The 18,022-nt window shown below is 71.9% G+C and carries 18 protein-coding genes, 1 pseudogene and 1 riboswitch; of the genes and pseudogenes, 10 read left to right on the top strand and 9 right to left on the bottom strand.

Translation table 11 applies throughout. The features are described 5' to 3' along the window. Positions 1 to 26: 26 nt before the first annotated feature. Positions 27 to 1,154 (top strand): sensor histidine kinase, encoded by a 1,128-nt coding sequence (locus ACIBST_RS16770; RefSeq protein ID WP_397172503.1) that lies wholly within the window; start codon positions 27 to 29, stop codon positions 1,152 to 1,154. Beyond that, positions 1,151 to 1,852, top strand: a complete 702-nt coding sequence (locus ACIBST_RS16765) for a response regulator (protein ID WP_397172501.1) — start codon at positions 1,151 to 1,153, stop codon at positions 1,850 to 1,852. The genes ACIBST_RS16770 and ACIBST_RS16765 overlap by 4 nt, the downstream gene beginning before the upstream one ends. On the opposite strand, the gene ACIBST_RS16760 is transcribed toward ACIBST_RS16765, so the two are convergent. Further along, the gene (locus ACIBST_RS16760; protein ID WP_397172500.1) at positions 1,825 to 2,559 is read right to left on the bottom strand and encodes a DUF2306 domain-containing protein; all 735 of its coding nucleotides are present in this window, start codon (positions 2,557 to 2,559) and stop codon (positions 1,825 to 1,827) included. The two genes, ACIBST_RS16765 and ACIBST_RS16760, sit on opposite strands and share 28 nt — an antisense overlap. A gap of 185 nt (positions 2,560 to 2,744) precedes the next feature. Between ACIBST_RS16760 and ACIBST_RS16755 the strand changes: the two genes are divergently transcribed. After that, entirely contained in the window at positions 2,745 to 3,737 is a 993-nt protein-coding gene (locus ACIBST_RS16755) for an NAD(P)-dependent alcohol dehydrogenase (RefSeq protein WP_397172499.1), read from the top strand. Here ACIBST_RS16755 and ACIBST_RS16750 read toward each other — a convergent pair. Then, positions 3,721 to 4,311 (bottom strand): C40 family peptidase, encoded by a 591-nt coding sequence (locus ACIBST_RS16750; RefSeq protein WP_397172497.1) that lies wholly within the window; start codon positions 4,309 to 4,311, stop codon positions 3,721 to 3,723. The genes ACIBST_RS16755 and ACIBST_RS16750 overlap by 17 nt on opposite strands. A 30-nt stretch (positions 4,312 to 4,341) precedes the next feature. After that, positions 4,342 to 4,502: riboswitch (cyclic di-AMP (ydaO/yuaA leader) on the bottom strand. Positions 4,503 to 4,601: 99 nt separating this feature from the next. On the opposite strand from ACIBST_RS16750, the gene ACIBST_RS16745 reads away from it, so the two are divergent. Beyond that, on the top strand, positions 4,602 to 5,648 hold the full coding sequence (locus ACIBST_RS16745; RefSeq protein WP_397172495.1) for a 3-isopropylmalate dehydrogenase: 1,047 nt from the start codon (positions 4,602 to 4,604) through the stop codon (positions 5,646 to 5,648). A 246-nt stretch (positions 5,649 to 5,894) separates the two neighbouring features. Further along, positions 5,895 to 6,992 carry a branched-chain amino acid aminotransferase gene (locus ACIBST_RS16740; RefSeq protein ID WP_397172493.1) on the top strand — a complete coding sequence of 366 codons (1,098 nt, stop codon included), beginning with the start codon at positions 5,895 to 5,897 and terminating at the stop codon, positions 6,990 to 6,992. A gap of 21 nt (positions 6,993 to 7,013) precedes the next feature. Here the strand turns inward: ACIBST_RS16740 and ACIBST_RS16735 are convergent, their stop codons facing one another. After that, positions 7,014 to 7,565, bottom strand: a complete 552-nt coding sequence (locus ACIBST_RS16735) for a Uma2 family endonuclease (protein WP_397172492.1) — start codon at positions 7,563 to 7,565, stop codon at positions 7,014 to 7,016. Between the two features lie 72 nt (positions 7,566 to 7,637). Beyond that, positions 7,638 to 8,304 (bottom strand): annotated as a pseudogene (locus ACIBST_RS16730) (O-methyltransferase). Positions 8,305 to 8,448: 144 nt separating this feature from the next. Here ACIBST_RS16730 and ACIBST_RS16725 point away from each other — a divergent pair. Together ACIBST_RS16725 and cimA are read left to right on the top strand one after the other, a co-directional pair. Further along, on the top strand, positions 8,449 to 9,093 hold the full coding sequence (locus ACIBST_RS16725; protein WP_397172491.1) for a DsbA family protein: 645 nt from the start codon (positions 8,449 to 8,451) through the stop codon (positions 9,091 to 9,093). Between the two features lie 196 nt (positions 9,094 to 9,289). Next, positions 9,290 to 10,867 carry a citramalate synthase gene (cimA, locus tag ACIBST_RS16720; RefSeq protein WP_397172490.1) on the top strand — a complete coding sequence of 526 codons (1,578 nt, stop codon included), beginning with the start codon at positions 9,290 to 9,292 and terminating at the stop codon, positions 10,865 to 10,867. Between the two features lie 141 nt (positions 10,868 to 11,008). Here cimA and ACIBST_RS16715 read toward each other — a convergent pair whose 3' ends face one another. Together ACIBST_RS16715 and ACIBST_RS16710 are read right to left on the bottom strand one after the other, a co-directional pair. Next, on the bottom strand, positions 11,009 to 11,737 hold the full coding sequence (locus ACIBST_RS16715; protein WP_397172488.1) for a response regulator: 729 nt from the start codon (positions 11,735 to 11,737) through the stop codon (positions 11,009 to 11,011). Continuing rightward, positions 11,734 to 12,864 (bottom strand): sensor histidine kinase, encoded by a 1,131-nt coding sequence (locus ACIBST_RS16710; protein WP_397172486.1) that lies wholly within the window; start codon positions 12,862 to 12,864, stop codon positions 11,734 to 11,736. The genes ACIBST_RS16715 and ACIBST_RS16710 overlap by 4 nt, the downstream gene beginning before the upstream one ends. Positions 12,865 to 12,983: 119 nt before the next feature. On the opposite strand from ACIBST_RS16710, the gene ACIBST_RS16705 reads away from it, so the two are divergent. After that, positions 12,984 to 13,625 carry a hypothetical protein gene (locus ACIBST_RS16705; protein ID WP_397172484.1) on the top strand — a complete coding sequence of 214 codons (642 nt, stop codon included), beginning with the start codon at positions 12,984 to 12,986 and terminating at the stop codon, positions 13,623 to 13,625. Here the strand turns inward: ACIBST_RS16705 and ACIBST_RS16700 are convergent. Further along, complete coding sequence (locus ACIBST_RS16700; RefSeq protein WP_397172483.1) at positions 13,622 to 14,479, bottom strand: phosphotransferase; 858 nt, start codon at positions 14,477 to 14,479, stop codon at positions 13,622 to 13,624. The genes ACIBST_RS16705 and ACIBST_RS16700 overlap by 4 nt on opposite strands. An 86-nt stretch (positions 14,480 to 14,565) precedes the next feature. Here ACIBST_RS16700 and ACIBST_RS16695 point away from each other — a divergent pair, with 86 nt between their 5' ends. Continuing rightward, positions 14,566 to 15,297, top strand: coding sequence for a PIG-L family deacetylase (locus ACIBST_RS16695; protein ID WP_397172481.1), 732 nt, complete (start codon positions 14,566 to 14,568; stop codon positions 15,295 to 15,297). 5 nt (positions 15,298 to 15,302) lie between these two features. Here ACIBST_RS16695 and ACIBST_RS16690 read toward each other — a convergent pair whose 3' ends face one another. After that, positions 15,303 to 16,934 carry a heparinase II/III family protein gene (locus tag ACIBST_RS16690; RefSeq protein ID WP_397172479.1) on the bottom strand — a complete coding sequence of 544 codons (1,632 nt, stop codon included), beginning with the start codon at positions 16,932 to 16,934 and terminating at the stop codon, positions 15,303 to 15,305. 139 nt (positions 16,935 to 17,073) lie between these two features. On the opposite strand from ACIBST_RS16690, the gene ACIBST_RS16685 reads away from it, so the two are divergent. Next, the gene (locus ACIBST_RS16685) at positions 17,074 to 17,670 is read left to right on the top strand and encodes an HD domain-containing protein (RefSeq protein ID WP_397172477.1); all 597 of its coding nucleotides are present in this window, start codon (positions 17,074 to 17,076) and stop codon (positions 17,668 to 17,670) included. Here ACIBST_RS16685 and ACIBST_RS16680 read toward each other — a convergent pair. After that, positions 17,667 to 18,008, bottom strand: coding sequence for an antibiotic biosynthesis monooxygenase family protein (locus ACIBST_RS16680; RefSeq protein ID WP_397172475.1), 342 nt, complete (start codon positions 18,006 to 18,008; stop codon positions 17,667 to 17,669). The two genes, ACIBST_RS16685 and ACIBST_RS16680, sit on opposite strands and share 4 nt — an antisense overlap. Positions 18,009 to 18,022 lie beyond the last annotated feature (14 nt).

Here is an 18,022-nt window from a genome sequence, read left to right as displayed (position 1 = left end):
GGAGGGGGCGCGCCTACGATGAGGGGGTGGCCGGCCTCCTTCGTTCCGTGTGGCGCGAGCCTCGTCCTCCCGGCCCGCCGGTGCGGGTGTGGCGCGACTGGGCGCTCGTCGCGGTGCTCGTTCCGGCCGCGGTGATCGAGGGCGTGCTGCGGCCCGACCTGAGCTGGCCGGTGGTCTCGACGGCGGTCACCGTCGCGCTGATCCCCACGTTGCTGTGGCGCAGGGCCAGGCCGCTGCTCATGGTCGCGATCGTGTTCGGCGCCACCACCCTGGCCCCGCTGCTGACCGGCGGCGAGCCGGTGGAGACGTACACGCTGGCGTTCGTCACGATCGTGCTCTACGCGCTGTTCCGGTGGGGATCGGGGCGCGAGGCCGTGATCGGGATGGCGGCCGGGCTGGTCGCGGTCGGCCTGTCGCTGCTCTCCGGACGCATGGCGCCCGGCGACGTCGTCCCGGCGCTCGGAGTGCTGGTCGCGACCGTCGGGCTGGGCGGCGCCTTCCGCTACCGGGCCGGGGCGCGGCTGCGCGAGCTCGACCAGGTCAAACTGCTCGAACGCGAACAGCTCGCCCGCGACCTGCACGACACCGTCGCCCACCACGTCTCGGCCATGGCCATCCGCGCCCAGGCGGGCCTGGCCACCGCCGCCTCCGAGCCGGGCGCGGCCACCGACGCGCTGCGGGTGATCGAGGCCGAGGCGTCGCGCACGCTCGCCGAGATGCGGGCCATGGTCCGGGTGCTGCGCAGGAACGAGCCGGCGGAGCTGACCCCGGGCCGCCACCTCGACGACCTGCGGCGGCTCGCCGGACGCCCGCGCGTCGGCCCGGCCGTCGAGGTGGAGATCGCCGACGGGCTCGGCGACCTGCCGCCCTCGGCCGGCGCGGCGCTCTACCGCATCGCCCAGGAGTCGATCACCAACGCCCGGCGGCACGCCCGCCACGCCACCCACATCACCGTCCGGGTCACCGCCGACGACGCCGCCGTACGCCTGACCGTGAGCGACGACGGCGACCGCGCCGGCGGGGTCGCCGCGCCCGGCTACGGCCTGATCGGCATGATCGAACGCGCCGCCCTGCTCGGCGGCACCTGCGAGGCGGGCCCCAACCCCAACCGGGGCTGGACGGTCACCGCCGTCCTGCCGAAGGAGACCGCATGAACGCCCGGCAGGAGGCCGTGGGAGTCGCCCCGGAGGGGGTGGCGGCCATCCGGGTGCTGGTCGCCGACGACCAGGAGATCGCCCGCACCGGGCTCAGGATGATCCTCGACGCCCAGCCCGGCATCGAGGTCGTCGGCGAGGCCGGCGACGGCAGGCGGGCCGTCGAGCTGGCCCGCCGCCTGCGCCCCGACGTGTGCCTGTTCGACATCCGCATGCCCGGTCTCGACGGCATCGCGGCCACCCGCGAGCTGGCCGGTCCCGACGTCGCCGACCCCATGGCGGTGGTCGTGATCACCACGTTCGACCTCGACGAGTACGTCTACGCCGCCCTGCGCGCCGGGGCCAGGGGCTTCCTGCTCAAGGACGCCGGCCCGGCGCTGCTGGCCCAGGCGGTGACCGCGGCGGCCGGCGGCGAGGCGCTCATCGCCCCGAGCGTGACCGCGCGCCTGCTGGCCGCGTTCGCCGGAGCCGGGCGTACGGAGGCGCCCGCGCAGCCGGTCGAGGCGCTCACCGGCCGCGAGGAGGACATTCTGCGCGCCGTGGCCCGAGGGCGGACCAACAGCGAGATCGCCCGCGAGCTGCACATCTCGCTCAGCACGGTCAAGAGCCACGTCGCGAGCCTGATGACCAAGCTCGGCGTGCGCAACCGCGTCGAGATCGCCATGTGGGCCTACGAGACCGACCGCGTACGCACCTGACCTCCGCCACCGCCAGGGCCTCCGCGACCCCCAGGGCCTCTGCGACCCTCAGGGCCTCCGCGACCGCCAGGGCCTCCGCGACCGCCACGGACGCGCCGGGGTCCGCGCCCCCGGCGGACGGCCCACTCGGCCACCGCCAGGTTGATCACCCAGCCCGCGCCGACGAGCAGCGCCCGGCCGAGCTCGCCGGGCGGCCCGAAGGCGGCCAGCCCGAACGCCAGGGTGAACGCCTGCGTGCCCGCGCCGAGCCCGATCGCGTACCCGCGGGTCATCCACGCGCGATGCCGGGCCACGTCGCGCCGCCGGATCGCGGCCAGGCCGAGCAGCAGGCAGGCGGCCATGGCCGTCCCGAACAGCAGGCGGAAGGCGGCCAGCAGCGTCCCGTCGCCGGCGGGCAGGTCGGAGAAGAGCGTCAGCCACAAGCCCGACAGCGCCGCGACCAGCCCGCACGCCACCAGCACCCGCCCCGCCGCGCGGTGCCACCCCGGCCGCCGGGCCCGGAACCGGGCCTGAAACTGGAACGCGCCGAGGACGCAGAACACCAGGGACGCCGGGATGTGCAGCAACACCGGCGCCGGCATGGCGAAGAAGCGCGCGTTGTCCGCCGTGACGGGGGCGCCCGCGGCCAGTTCGGTCAGCCGGAGCGCGCCGGCGACCAGGGGGACGACGCTGAGCGCGAGCAGCCCGGCGGGTGCGATCCATCTCATGCCTGAGAGCGTGCCGCCCGCGCCCGCACCCGGTCATCGCGCGGACGGCCGGTCCTGATTCGCACCATCGGCGGGAGGGCGGTCGTACTTTCGGCCATCGAGCCGTCGCCTTTCGACCGTTGAGCGTCCGCGCAGGTCGCGCCCACACTGGCGGCACATCGGCGGCAGCACAAGGGAGAAAAGCGATGAAGGCGTACGTCCTGCGCTCGTTCGGCTCGCCCGACCAGCTCGTCCTGACCGACGTCGAGCGGCCCGTGCCGCGCGACGACGAGGTGCTGGTCCGGGTGCGGGCCACGTCCGTGCAGCCCTACGACTGGCACTACATGCGGGGAGAGCCGTACCTGGCCCGGGTCATGGGCGGCGGGGTCGGGCTGCGCCGGCCTCGCATCGCCGTCCTCGGGGCCGACGTGGCGGGGGAGGTGGAGGCGGCTGGGAAGGACGTCACGCTGTTCCGTCCCGGCGACGAGGTGTACGCGATGTCGCTCGGGGGCGGTTTCGGCGAGTACGTCTGCCTGCGGCAGGGCGAGGTGGCGGCCAAACCGGCGGGCCTGTCGTTCGAGCAGGCGGCGGCGGTGCCGATGGCGGCCAACACCGCGCTGATCGCGCTGCGCGACGAGGGACGCCTCCAGCCGGGCCAGAAAGTGCTGGTCAACGGCGCGTCCGGCGGCGTGGGCACGTTCGCCGTGCAGCTCGCCAAGGCGCTGGGGGCGCACGTCACGGGCGTGTGCAGCGGGCGGAACGCGGACCTGGTGCGCTCGCTCGGCGCGGACGACGTCATCGACCACACCAAGGAGGACTTCGCGGCGTCGGGGCGGCGCTTCGACCTGCTGCTCGACGTGGCGGGCGGACGCCGGCCGGCCGACTGCCGCCGCGTGCTGACCAGGAAGGGCACGTACGTGCTGGTCGGCGGGCCGGCCGGCCGCTGGGTGCAGCCGGCCGGCCACATGTTCGCCGCGCTCGCGTCGGGGCCCTTCGTCCCGCAGCGGATCGTCAGGGCGGACGTCGTCCGCTGCGGGAGCAACAGGGCGAACCTGCTGACGCTGACCGGGCTGATCGAGCGGGGCGCGGTCACCCCGGTCATCGACAGGACCTTCCCCTTCGGCGAGCTCCCGGCGGCCGTCCGCTACCAGGAGGAGGGGCACGCCCCGGGGAAGGTCGTCGTCACAGGGTCGCGGTGAGCATGGCGGGGGCGGGGGCCTTCTGGAGCTGCTTGTAGGCGGCCCAGCGCTTGACGCCCTTGGGGTCGGGGCGTACCGCGCCGACGAAGGCCTGCCTGCGCCATTGCGACAGGCGTTCCTCCTTCACCACGTCGCCGGTGTGGGGGGAGTGGACCATGTAGCCGGGCTTGGAGATCATGCCGACGTGGCCGAGGCCGCTGAAGAACACCAGGTCGCCTGGCTTGAGGTCCTTCCAGGAGATCTTCCTGGAGAAGGCGCCGTACTGCTCCGCGGCGGTTCTGGGGAGCTCGATGCCGGCGTCCTCGTAGGCCCGGAGCATGAGGCCCGAGCAGTCGTAGCCCCGTTCGCTGGCGCCGCCCCACACATACGGGGTGCCGCGCTTGTCCATGGCGTATTCGAGGGCGACCTTCCAGGCCGGTTTCGGCACGTGCCGTTGCTGGACCTGTTTCACCTGGGGGCCGGTGAGGGTGACGGAGGGGGTGGGGGCGGCCGCAGCGGCGGGAGCCGCGGGGGCGGCGGGAGCGACGGGAGCCGCGGGGGCGGCAGGCGCGAGACCTGCGGCGCCCGCTGCCACCGCCACAAGGATGGCGATGCTAGACAGGGGACTGTCCTTCCACGTGGCCGGCCGGGTTAGCTGACGGGCTCGGGCCTGGAAGTAGCCCTACGGCGGTGCTCCTCGGGGGGAGGCGCGGCCGATTCGCCCCGGGGGGAAAGGTGGGTCCCCGGCTCCACGCAGCGGCTGCGTGGATTAGGCTCGTCGGACTCTAACGAAACGGTCAAAAGGTCGCAATCCCCCCAAAACGGATTGTCCGGTTGTTGAGATGATGTGTTCGTCAGCCGAGACGAGCCGGTAAGGTACCGCCCATGGAGTCGCGTAACATCCGCCTGGCCGTCATCCCCGGGGATGGCATCGGCGCCGAGGTCGTAGCCGAAGGGCTCAAGGTCCTGGAGGCCGTGGGCACGAAGATCGAGCCCACCCACTACGACCTGGGCGCAGCCCGCTACCACCGCACCGGCGAGACGCTGCCCGACGCGGTGCTCGAAGAGCTGCGCGGCTACGACGCGATCCTGCTCGGCGCCGTGGGCGACCCCAGCGTGCCGCCCGGCATCCTGGAGCGCGACCTGCTGCTCAAGCTCCGGTTCGAGTTCGACCACTACGTCAACCTGCGGCCGGTCAAGCTGTTCCCCGGCGTCGAGACCGCGCTGGCCGGCGCCACCGCCGAGCACATCGACATGGTCGTCGTCCGCGAGGGCACCGAGGGCCTCTACGCGGGCACCGGCGGCGTCATGCGCCGCGGCACGCCGCACGAGATCGCCACCCAGGAGTCGCTGAACACCGCCCACGGCGTCGAGCGCGTCGTGCGGTACGCCTTCCAGAAGGCTCAGTCGCGGCCCCGCAAGAAGCTCACGCTCGTCCACAAGACGAACGTGCTCACCTTCGCCGGCGACCTCTGGCAGCGCACGGTCAACCGCGTGGCCGCGGAGTTCCCCGACGTCACCACCGACTACAGCCACATCGACGCGGCCTCGATGTTCTTCGTCACCCAGCCCGAGCGCTTCGACGTGATCGTCACCGACAACCTGTTCGGCGACATCATCACCGACCTCGGCGCCGCGATCGCCGGCGGCATCGGCCTGGCGGCCAGCGGCAACATCAACCCCGAGCGCACCTCGCCGAGCATGTTCGAGCCGGTGCACGGCAGCGCGCCCGACATCGCCGGTCAGGGCAAGGCCGACCCGACCGCCACCATCCTGTCCGTGGGCATGCTCCTCGACCACCTCGGCCTGCACGCCGAGGCCGCCAAGGTCGAGCAGGCCGTGGCCGCCGACATCGCCGAGCGGGTGAGCGGCCGCGCCGGCCGCTCGACCAGCGAGATCGGCGACGACATCGCCGCGCGAGTAGCCGGCTAGGACCGCCTAGCCCCGCACGCGCCTGGCGGTCCGAACGCGGACTGCCAGGCGCTTTTTCGCGTTCGCGGAAGGCGCCTCCCGGCGATCACCAGGGGCGTTCTCTCGCGATCATCGGATCGAACCACCCCAACTGCCTCTTGCTATCCCAAATCGCGAGACACTAGGAAGTACGAATACTGCTCGCGGGCAGTAGCTACCAGAATCAGCTTTCGAAGTCGCAGATTCGTAGAGAGAAGGACCGCCGTCATGACCATCGCTCAGAAGCTCAGCTTCGACGTGCAGCATTCCGACCACGCTCGCACCGCGGCCGAGCGGGAGCAGGTACTGGCGAACCCCGGGTTCGGGCAGGTCTTCACCGACCACATGATCTCGATCGACTACACCGACGGCCAGGGCTGGCACGACGCCAGGCTCATGCCGTACGGGCCGCTCTCGCTCGACCCCGCGACCTCGGTCTTCCACTATGCGCAGGAGCTGTTCGAGGGCCTGAAGGCGTACCGGCAGATCTCCGGCTCGATCGCGACCTTCCGCCCGTACGCGAACGCCGCCCGCTTCAACCGCTCGGCCGAGCGCATGGCGATGCCCGAACTGCCGGAGGAGGCGTTCGTGGAGTCGCTGGAGCTGCTGGTCTCGGCCGACAAGGAGTGGGTGCCGACCACCGAGGGCCACAGCCTCTACCTGCGCCCGTTCATGTTCGCCACGCAGGCCGGGCTCGGCGTCAACTACCCGTCGAAGACCTACAAGTACATGGTGATCGCCTCGCCGGCGGCCTCGTACTTCAGCGGCGGCATCAAGCCCGTCTCGGTCTGGCTGTCCACCGAGTACACGCGCGCCGCGCCCGGCGGCACCGGCTTCGCCAAGTGCGGCGGCAACTACGCCGCCGCCTTCGTCGCCCAGCGCCAGGCCGTCGACAACGGCTGCGACCAGGTCGTCTGGCTCGACGCCCACAAGCACGAGTACGTCGAGGAGATGGGCGGGATGAACCTGTTCTTCGTCTTCGGCAACAAGCTCGTCACCCCGGCGCTCACCGGCACCCTGCTGCCCGGCATCACCCGGGAGTCGATCCTGGAGATGGCCGGCGACCTCGGCCTGGAGACCGAGGAGCGGCTGATCTCGGTGGACGAGTGGGAGTCCGCCTGCGCCTCCGGCGAGCTGACCGAGGTGTTCGCGTGCGGCACCGCCGCCGTGGTCACGCCGGTGGGCTCGGTCAGGGGCGACGACCGCTCCTGGACCATCGCCGACGGCACCCCCGGCCCGGTGACGATGCGGGTGCGCGAGGAGCTCGTCGGCATCCAGTACGGCGCCCGTCCCGACACCCGCAACTGGATCCACAAGATCGGCTAGAGCCGCGCGGACGGCCGGCGTTCAGGCGCCGGCCTCCGTCAGGGCCGCGGTGTCGACGTGCAGGTTCCACGGGTCGGGCAGGAACACCGGCTCGCCCAGGGAGACGACGCTCTCGCTGCGGTAGCGCCGCCCGCCCGGCCCGCCGAACAGCGTCACCAGCCGCTGGAACGGGTCGATCACCAGGTAGAGCGGCACCCCGCCGCGCGCGTAACCGCCCGTCTTGACGAAGTGCACGTCGTAGGTCGTGGCCACCGAGACGACGTCCACGAGCAGGATCGTCGAGGCGCCGTGGACGGCGTGCTCCTCGTGCAGCCGCGGCCGGCGCGGGACCACGGCCAGGTCGGGCACGTAGAGATCGTGGCCGGGGCCCAGGTAGACGGTGATGTTCGGCCAGATCTCCCAGCCCCGGACCGCCGCCGCGGCGGCGAGCTGGAACAACGTCCGGGACAGGATCGTGTTGTGCTGCCAGGTGCCCGGCTCGTTCACCACGATCCGGCCCTGGACCGTCTCGATGCGGAACTCGGGGAACAGTTCGCGCACGGTGCGGTAGCGCTCTTCCAGGGGCCTGACCATGCCGCCGTCCTCATGCTTTCCCGGGGGGTTTCCAAAGGATCACTCAGAGTAACGGCGGCGGCGTCCCGCGATCTAGTGGTTCTTCCTGATCATCGTGATCCCGTCGGCGACCGGCAGCATGACCACGCTCACCCGCGGGTCCTCGATCACCAGGTCGTTGAACTCGCGGATCTGCACCGTCGTCGGCTCGGAGTGCGCCGGGTCGGCCACGTGCCCGCTGCGCAGCGTGTTGTCGGCCAGCAGCAGGCCGCCCGGCCGCAGCCGCTCGACCAGCAACTCGTAGTAACCGGGGTAGTTGCCCTTGTCGGCGTCGAGGAAGGCCAGGTCGATGCGCTCGTCGAAGGCGGCCAGCGTCTCCAGGGCGGGCCCGATCGTCAGCGAGACGCGGTCGCTCACGCCCGCCCGCTCCCAGTAGCGCCGGGCGATCGACGTAGCGCCGGGCGATCGACGTCCACTCCTCGCTCACGTCGAAGCAGTGCAGCCGCCCGCCGGACAATCCCCGCGCGATGCACACCGACGAGTAGCCGGTGAACGTGCCCACCTCGACCGCCACGGCCGGGGCCGCGAGCTGGGTCAGCATGGTCAGGAACCGGCCCTGGTCGGCGGAGATCTGCATCCTGGCGGCGTCGCCCGTCGCCTCGGCGGTCTCCCGTGCCAGCTCGTCGAGCAGGGGGTCGGGCGGGGTGGAGTGGTCGAGGATGTACCGGCCCACCGCGGGGTCGAGGAGGTTCGCCTTCATGAAGGTCATTCTCCCCTCACGGCGTTCTCCCATCGTCATCAGGTACCAATGAGGGAGCCGCGCCGGTCCTGTTCAGGGTGGCCGTCCGGAGAGTGGTTCTGTCGTTGGTAGGGTCTGCGCGATCGGTGAGCGGGAAGTGGGCGGATGATGAAGCGGTTGGTTGCGGTCGCGGTCGCGTGTGCGGCGCTGGTGATGCTGGGTGTGCTGGCCTTCTCGGAGCCGGGTGAGACGGCCGGGTCGGTACGCCTGACCAGGCAGCTCGACGGTTCGATGGTGCTGGCCGACAGGTCCAGCGACGCGCCCGTGCTCGACGTGTACGAAGACTTCGACTGCCCGATCTGCAAGGAGATGCACTCCAAGGTCGACGGCACGATCCAGAAGCTGGCCAGGGAGGGCAGGCTCAAGGTCGTCTTCCACCCCGTGACGATCTTCCAGGACGAGCCCATGCGCTCCAACTCCATCAGGGCCGCGGCCGCCGCCCGATGCGTGCCGGAGGAGAACTGGCTGGCCTTCAGGGACGAGCTCTACGCCATGCAGCCCGCCCCGCACGGCTCGGCCTCGGGCTTCACCGTGCAGGAGCTGGTGGCCGCCGCCAGGAAGGCCGGCGCCTCGGTGGACGAGTGCGTGACCTCGCAGTCGTACGCCAAGACCCACCTGGCGGAGACCTCGAAGATCCACATCCAGGGCACGCCGACCGTCCTGCTCGACGGGCAGCAGCTCGGCAACGAGGTGTTCGACCCGGCGGCGCTCGAACGCGCAGTCACCGGCGGCGCCGGCGTGCAAGTGTAAAGGTCGTGTCCACAACTTGAGACCGATGTGCCAGATGGTGAATCCCTGTGGCAGACTGACAGGCACCATGTTCTACGGTCTGCTCATTATCGGCAGGCGCGCTGGCTGACACAGGGACACCGCCAGCGCGCAGACCTCTCACGTCCGTGAGGGGTCTTTTTGTTTTCCAGAACACGGATCCGAAAGAAGAGACTTCATGGCCGACGACCGCTTCCACGTCTACGACACGACCCTGCGCGACGGCGCGCAGCAGGAAGGACTCAACCTCACCGTCGTCGACAAGCTCGCCATCGCACGGCAGCTGGACAGCCTGGGCGTCGGTTTCATCGAGGGGGGCTGGCCGGGCGCCAACCCCAAGGACACAGAGTTCTTCAGGCGCGCTCGAACAGAGCTCGACCTGAAGCACGCGCAGCTCGCCGCGTTCGGCGCGACCCGCCGGGCCGGTGTGAAGGCCGCCGACGACCCATTGGTAGCCGCATTGCGCGAATCCGGCGCGCCGGTCGTGACCCTTGTCGCCAAGAGCCACGACCGGCACGTGGAGCTGGCCCTCCGCACGACTCTCCAGGAGAACCTCGCGATGATCCGCGACACGGTTTCTCACCTTCGTGCGGAGGGACAGCGAGTCTTCCTCGACGCCGAGCACTTCTTCGACGGCTACACGTCCAACCCAGCCTACGCGCTCGAAGTGCTGCGGACCGCGGCCGAAGCCGGGGCCGACGTCATCGCCCTGTGCGACACGAACGGCGGCATGCTGCCCGACGAGCTGGCCGAGACCGTGCACGCGGCCGTCCAGACCGGGGCCCGCGTCGGCATCCACTGCCACGACGACACCGGCTGCGCCGTCGCCAACACCCTCGCCGCGGTCAAGGCGGGCGCCACGCACGTCCAGGGCTGCGCCAACGGCTACGGCGAGCGCTCGGGCAACGCCAACCTCTTCACCGTCGTCGCCAACCTCCAGCTCAAGCGCGGCTTCGACCTCGTGCCGCGGGAGGCGCTGGCCGACATGACCCGCATCGCCCACGCGATCACCGAGGTCACCAACGTCACCCCCAACTCGCACGCCCCCTACGTCGGCATGTCGGCCTTCGCCCACAAGGCCGGCCTGCACGCCAGCGCCATCAAGGTCGACCCCAACCTCTACCAGCACATCGACCCGGCCGCCGTGGGCAACGACATGCGCATGCTCGTCTCCGACATGGCCGGCCGCGCCTCCGTCGAGCTCAAGGGCCGCGAGCTGGGCTACGAGCTGACCCCCGAGCACACCAAGACGCTCGTCGAGCGCGTCAAGGACCTGGAGTCGCAGGGCTTCACCTTCGAGGCCGCCGACGCGTCGTTCGAGCTGCTGCTGCGCGACACCGTCCAGGGGGCGCGGCGGCGGCACTTCGAGGTGGAGTCGTGGCGGGTGATCGTCGAGCGGACGAAGGGCGGCGAGCTGGTCAGCGAGGCCACCGTCAAGCTGCACGCCAAGGGCGAGCGCATCGTCGCCACCGGCGAGGGCAACGGCCCCGTGAACGCCCTGGACAAGGCCGTACGGCAGGGGCTTGAGCAGCTCTACCCCGAGCTGGCTCGGCTGGAGCTGGTGGACTACAAGGTCCGCATCCTCGAAGGCACCCACGGCACGGACGCCGTCACCCGCGTCCTCATCACCTCCAGCGACGACACCGCCGAGTGGGCGACGGTGGGGGTGGCCGAGAACATCATCGACGCCTCGTGGCAGGCGCTGGAGCAGGCGGTCACGTACGGCCTGCTGCGCGCGGGCCGCGACTGCGGCTGACCCTGGAGGCGGAGCCCGCTCCGAGCGGGCTGCGGAGGCGTCCATGGTGACCAGGATGCGCGGTGCCGTGGGGGCCGGTCCGATCACGGCGGCGAAGCTTCCGGACGCTTCGGTGGCGGTCATCACCTTCATGGAAGCGGATCATCCGATCGACGGGATGTCGTCCGCAGGGTCGCCGGGGCGGACGAGGCCCGATTCGTAGGCGTGGCGGACCATCTGGGCGCGGTCGCGGAGGGCGAGTTTGGTCAGCAGGCGGTTGATGTGGGTGCTGACGGTCGCCTCCGTGATGGACAGCGTGCCGGCGATCTCGGTGTTGGACAGGCCCCGCGCCACCAGCCGCAGCACCTCCTCCTCCCGGGCGGTCACCCCCGTGGCCGCCGGCGACGGGGCGGGGGCCGTACGCCGGTAGGCCGCCACGACGCGGCCGGTCACCGCCGGGTCGAGCAGGACGTCGCCCCGCGCGGCGCTGCGGATGGCGGCGAACAGGTGCTCGGGCGGCGACACCTTGAGCAGGAACCCGCTGACCCCGGCGTGCAGGGCGAGGTCGAGGTTCTCGTCGGTGTCGTAGGTGGTCAGCATGATCACCCGTGGGGGCGCCGGGGTCGCCAGGATGCGGCGGGCGGCCTCCAGGCCGTTCAGGCGGGGCATCGCGATGTCGAGCAGCACGACGTCGGGGCGCAGGCCGCGGGCCAGCTCCACGGCCCGCTCGCCGTCGGCCGCCTCGCCCAGCACGGACAGGTCCGGCTGGGTGCCGATCATCAGGCGCAGCCCGGCCCTGATCATCGCCTGGTCGTCGGCGATCAGCACGCCGATCCTCCCGCCGCCCGGCTCGTCGGGGGTGGAGGGGGCGTTCGGGGAGGAGGGGGTCACAGGGGGAGCTCCGCTCGTACCGTGAAGCCGCCTTCAGGCAGAGGGGCGGCCGTCAGCGTGCCCTCGAAGAGGGCGGCCCGCTCGCGCATGCCGATCAAACCGTGGCCGCCGCCCCCGGCCGACGGCGGCCGGGGGCCGCGCGGCCCCCGGTCCGTGATCTCCAGCCGGAGCTCCGCCGGCAGGTACGAGACGCTCACCGCCGCCCGCGTCGGCCCCGCGTGCTTGAGCGTGTTGGTCAGCGCCTCCTGGACGATCCGGTACGCCGACAGATCCAGCCCGGCCGACAACGGCGCCCGCTCGCCCGCCACCGCCAGCGTGACGTCGAGCCCCGCCGACCTGAACTGCTCCAGCAGCTCCTCCAGCCGGTCGAGGCCGGCCTGCGGGAGCAGATCGCCGGCCTGCGTGCCGCGCAGCAGCCCGAGCATGCGCCGCAGCTCCTCCATGGCCTCCCGGCCGGCCGCCTCCACCGTGGTGAGCGCCTGCCGCTCGGGCTCCTGGTCCTCGCGCAGCAGCAGCCGTACGGTCCCGGTGTGCATGGTCATCACGCTGACGCTGTGCGCGACGATGTCGTGCAGCTCGCGGGCGATGCGGGCCCGTTCCTCCTGCACCGACTCGCGGGCCAGCAGCGCGCCGCGCTCTGCCGCCTGCACGGCCAGCACGCGGTGGCGGCGTACGGCCAGACCGGCTCCGGCGGCGATGGCGCACATCACCAGCGCCACGGCGACGTCCCCCCAGCCCGACGGAGGGGAGGTCCTGGACAGCATGGCGGCCACGAACACGCCCGTCGCGGTCAGCCCGGCCACGGCCCGCGCGCTGTCGGGCCGCACCTCGGCCAGCAGCGTGCACAGCAGGACGAGCTGGGTGTAGAACTGCCAGGCCGCGGGGGAGCCGGGCGCCAGCGCGAACGTCGCGATGTTGGCGGCCGAGTAGCCGGCCAGGATCGCGAACGGCGCGCGCGTCCTGAACAGCACCGCGACGGCGGTGACCAGCCCGGCGGCGATCCACAGCAGCAGGTAGGAGCGCGGAGAGGCCATCGAGCGCACGCTGACCTCCTCCGCGACCGCGAACAGGGCCACGACCGCCGCCACGAGCCAGTCGACGGGGGAGGGGGAACGGCGGTGGAGCATGAGGCGAGAGTAGCCCGCCCGGAATGTCGCAATGTGCAGCGGAATCACCCGTAAGGGGGACGCCGAGTCCAAGCCTGCCTTGACGACGGGCCCGGCGGGCGACGCCTACCGTGCCCGGCATGTTCACCGACGCACTCTCCATCCGCCGCTTCCTGGCCGGCGCGAGCCTCGTCCTGGCCCCGGTCTGCCTGATCCTCGGCATGATCACCGACCCGTCCGAGCCCGGGGTCGAGGACCCGCTGGTCTACGCGCACAACCCGGGCGCCGTGGGCGTCAGCGCGACGCTCCTGCACTACACCTGGGTGCTGTTCGTGCCCGGGGTGATCGGCATGGTCCTGCTCGTCCGGGGCAAGGGCAGGGCGCTGGCCACCGTCGCGGGCGCGCTCGCGGTGCCCGGCCTGATCAACTTCTCGTCGCTGATGATCTCGGACTTCTTCGACATCGTGCTCTTCGACGCCCTGCCCGCCGCGCAGGCCGAGAAGCTCATGCAGGACGCCGCGCAGCCCGCCCTCATCGCCGCCTGGCAGCTGCCCGGCATGATCGGGTCCTTCCTGGGCCTGGTACTCGTCGCGGTCGCGTACGCGCGGGCGGGGCTGGCGGGCTGGTGGTTCCCGGCGGGCGTGCTGGCGGGCATCGTGGTGTGGCTGTTCGGCGCGAGCGCGTGGAACCTGGTCCTCGGGATCGGCGGCCCGGTCATCCTGCTGGCCGCGTTCGGCGCCGTGGGCGTGTCGATCATGCGCACGCCGGAACGGGCGGCCTAGAGCCGGTCGGGGCCGCCGTCCTCGTCCAGCCAGGCCACCACGTGGGCGGTGAAGCTGTCCACGAGGGTCAGGGGCTCGCCGGCCAGCACGAGGAGGGCGACGAGCTGATTGACGCCGAACGCGCGCTCCCACGTGACCGCCCGCCGATAGGTGCCGGCGTCGACGGCGTCGCGCAGGTGCTCCCAGCCGTGCCAGCCCATGAAGGCCGCGTCGATCGCCGGGTCGAACAGGTGGGCCCGGTCCCAGTCGAGGACGCCGACCAGCTTGCCGTTCGCGTCCCAGTGGACGTTGTCGCCGACGAGGTCGCCGTGGACCAGCGAGTCGGGGACCTGCTCCAGGGCCAGGGCGTCGTCGAGGCGCCTGCGTCCCTCCTCCCGCCACCTGGCCGGGAAGCGCGGGACGACCTCTTCGGCGAGGATCGTGCTCCAGCTCGCGGGCCCGGCGTACGAGCGCGGGGCGGGCAGCAGGGCGCGCAGCTCCGGGGTGACGGGCAGCTCGCGGAGGGCGCCCAGCAGCTCGCCGATCAGGGCCGGGTCGCCCTGCCCCGCGCCGAGCCCGGCGCCGTCCAGCCAGGAGACGGCCACGGCGGCGCGCTCCCCGAACGTCGTCACCGGCGTCAGCGGCTCGGGCACCGCGAACGGCAGCCCGGCGGCCGCGATCGCGCGCAGCAGCTCGGTCCGCCGCGGCAGCGCCGCGCTCACGCTCGGCCGCCGCCCGACCCGCACGGCCGCCACCCCGGGAAGCAGCACGACGTCGTGCATCCCGCCGGGGGCGAGCCGCGCGCTGCCGAGGGGAGCGCCGGGCACGAGCGCGTCGGCGATCTCCAGCAGGTCAGGGGGCACAGGCTCGCTCATCGGCTCATCTCTTCCGGGGGGACGGGTGTTCGCGTAGAGCCTACGCGGGTCCCGACCGGCGCCCGGCCTCCATACGATGGTGACCCATGAGCTTCAGTGTGCTCGGCGTGCACGCCCACCCGGACGACGAGGCGATCTGGACCGGCGGCACCCTCGCCAAATACGCCGACGAGGGCGCCACGACCGCCGTCGTCACCTGCACCTGGGCCGAGGGCACCCAGCGGGCGCAGGAGCTGGAACGCGCCCTCGACATCCTCGGCGCGGGCAAGCCCCGGCTGCTCGGCCTCGCCGACGCGGGCAAGCCCGAGTCCGCCCCCGGCCGCCCGCGCTTCCTCGACGTGCCCTTCGACGAGGCGGTGGGCCTGCTGGTCGAGCACATCAGAGCCGTCCGGCCCGACGTCGTGCTCACCTTCGACGGCTTCGGCGGCTACGGCCACCCCGACCACGTGCACGTGCACCGGGTCACCCTGGCCGCGGTCGAGGCGGCCGGCTACGACCAGCTCTACCCCGGCACGGGCGACCCCTGGCGGCCGCACGCGCTCTACCTGGCGACCGTCCCGCGCTCGGTCGTGACGGCCCACTGGCGGGCGGTCTTCGGCGCCGATCCGGAGCCCGGCCAGGCGCTGCCCGGGGTCCCCGACCACCAGGTCTCGGCCGCGATCGACGTGTCGCGCTGGTCGGAGCGCAAGTGGGCGGCCATGCTCGCCCACGAGTCCGAGGTGGAGCGCGGCGCGTCGATGACCATGCTGACCGGGCTGCCGGAGCGGGCCCGCGCCCAGATGCTCGCCAACGAGTGGTACCGCCGGATCGCCTTCTAGACCGGCTAGAGCAGGCCCGCCGACAGGGTCTCGCCCTCGACCTTGAGCTTGCCGCCCGAGCACGACACCTTGGGCGAGTCGGTGCCCGGCACGATCACCGTCAGCAGCGACTTCGCCGCCGGCGACACCACCACGTTCGTCGCGTCCTTGGCCAGGTAGGTGGGCGACACCCAGCCCAGCCTGCCGCCGCGCTCCACCTTCTGGCCGCCGACCCGCTCGCACGCGGAGAACTGCATCAGCGTCACCTTGAAGGCGCCGTCGGCCAGCACCACCTTGCCGCCGCTGTTCGAGACGACCTTGTACGAGGGCGCGAACCGCCACAGGTTGCTGACCTTCTTGCCCCCGGAGGCCGTGTCGAGCACCGCCATCAGGTCCTGGCCGTGGTTCACCAGCACCGAACGCGTCCGGCTCACGCCGTAGGCCTTGTCCGTGAGGCGGAAGGCCTGCCGGTCCTTGCCGTAGGAGGTCTTGGTCAGCCGGGACGAGGTGCGCGGCCGGAACCGGGCCCCCTCGACCGCCGGCACGTTGTGTGCCTCGGGGGAGAGCGTCCAGTAGCGGTAGGCGCTCTTCTCGTAGGAGTGGAAGCCGCCGTCCATGAGGATGTCGCGGCCCTGCGCGTAGTACGTCACGCCCAGGTGGTCCTCGTGCCCGTGGAACTTCATGCCGGGCCCGAACCTGATCGAGTAGTACGACGAGTCCGGCTTGCCCCAGGCCGTCCGGCCGTAGACGTAACCGGCCTTGTAGACCTTGACCTTCTGCTTCGGGGTGCCGGTCTCCATCTTCGGCTCGGTCTCGGCGCTGCCGTCGCCGATGGGGACCATGTAGCCGTTGGGCATCGTGGAGTGGGCGATGAAGTCCTTCAGCGCCTCGGCCCGCCGGCTGATCTCGGCCGGCACCTTGCGGTCGCACGCCTTCATGTTGGTGATGGCGACCTGGAGGCGGCCGTACACGTAGACGGCGTAGCGGGGGGCCTGCTCCATGAGCGCGCCCTGGGAGTCGACGTCGAGCTTGACCGTGCCGGTGAGCCGCCTGGAGGCCAGGTTCGACCAGTCGGAGCGGCCGTACCGGCAGCCGATGCCCATGAGGGCGATGTCCTGGTCGATGCCGTGGTTGTGGCCCTTCTTGTACAGCCGCGCGTCCGACAGCAGCCTGGCGTGGTCGGCCAGGCTGTCCTTCAGCCAGCTCTCCTTGACGTGCATGCTCAGGCACAGCAGCGGCTGCGTGCGCAGCGAGACCGGGTGGTCCTTCCACACGTACGGCTTGGTGGCGGCGGCCCCGCGCCGGTTGCTCGCCACCCAGTCCTTGGTGATCTCGGTGGCACGATCCAGGTAACGCCGCTCGCCGGTGTTCTCGTAGGCCACGACCAGCGTGCCCATCCAGCGCAACGACTGGAAGACGAACTCCCACGACCGGTTCCGGTACGGGCTCGCCCCCCAGTCGATGTCCTTGCCCAGCTTGTACGCCGGCAGCCCGACCAGCGAGATCTCGCCCTTCATGACGTCCTCGGCCGTCGGCGTGCCCGGCAGCCAGTCGCCTTGGCACTGTGCGGTACGGGTCACCTTGTCGGCGGCCATCGCCGGGCTCGTCAGCCCGCCGAGCGCGAGCGTGAGGGCAAGAGGTATCGCGAGCCGGCGCACGCCAGGGTTCCTTCCGGACAAGAAAGTGAGGGCGGGACATGCTTTCGGAATCACGATCAACCGGTCAAGTCGCGTACCGGATCGTTAACGGCCCGATGCCCGCCGGTGCCTGCGACGCACCGGATGTCATGCTGGAGCCGTGAGATTCGACGACATCGTGCTGCCCGACACGCCCGCCTGCCGCGGTGCGCTGGAGGTGGCCACCCGCTACCAGTCACCCTCGCTGCTCAACCACTCGATCCGCGCGTACCTCTGGGCCGCCGCGTACGCGCAGAACAGGGCGATCGACTTCGACGCCGAGCTGCTCTACGTGTCGTCCATGCTGCACGACATCGGCCTGGTCGCCGAGTTCGACAGCCAGACGGTGCCGTTCGAGGAGGCCGGCGGGCACGTGGCCTGGGCCTTCTGCGCGGGTGCCGGCTGGTCGCCCGAGCGCCGGCTGCGCGCCTCCGAGGTGATCATCCGGCACATGTGGGAGGAGGTGCCGGTGGAGGAGGACCCGGAGGGCCACCTGCTGGAGCTCTCCACCGGCATGGACATCTCCGGCCGGCGCACCGAGGACATCCCCGACGGCGTGCGGCACGAGGTGCTGGAGCGCTACCCGCGGCTGGAGATCGCCAAGGAGTTCGCCGCCTGCATCGCCGACCAGGGCGCGCGCAAGCCGTCGAGCTACGCCGGCCGGTTCGTGCGCGGCGGGATCGCCGACCGCATCGCCGCCAACCCCCTCGACGCCTAGCCCTTGGGCCCGGCGCTCTGCACGACGTCGAAGCTCCACACCTGGGAGTCCGTCGCCGCCGGGCCCTGCCCGTGACCGTGGCCCTGGCCCTGACCCGCGGCGGCCTGGGCGTGGCCGCGCTGGAACGCCTGGCCCTGCTGCCAGGTCCGGAAGTCCTCCTCGCTGCGCCAGCGCGTGTAGACGAGGTACTGGTCGGTGCCCTCGACCGGCCGCAGCAGCTCGAACCACTCGAACCCGTCGGCCGACTCCACCATCCCGGCCCGGCCGGAGAACCGCCGCTCCAGCTCCTCCCGCATCTCGGCGGGCACGGTCAGGACGTTGATCTTCACGATGGACAACGGAGGACCCCTCT

Origin of the sequence: Nonomuraea sp. NPDC049684, assembly GCF_044465345.1 — a bacterium.
Classification (GTDB): Bacteria; Actinomycetota; Actinomycetes; order Streptosporangiales; family Streptosporangiaceae; genus Nonomuraea.
Note: the sequence above shows the minus strand (reverse complement) of the source record. Positions and strands in the feature narration are given on the sequence as shown.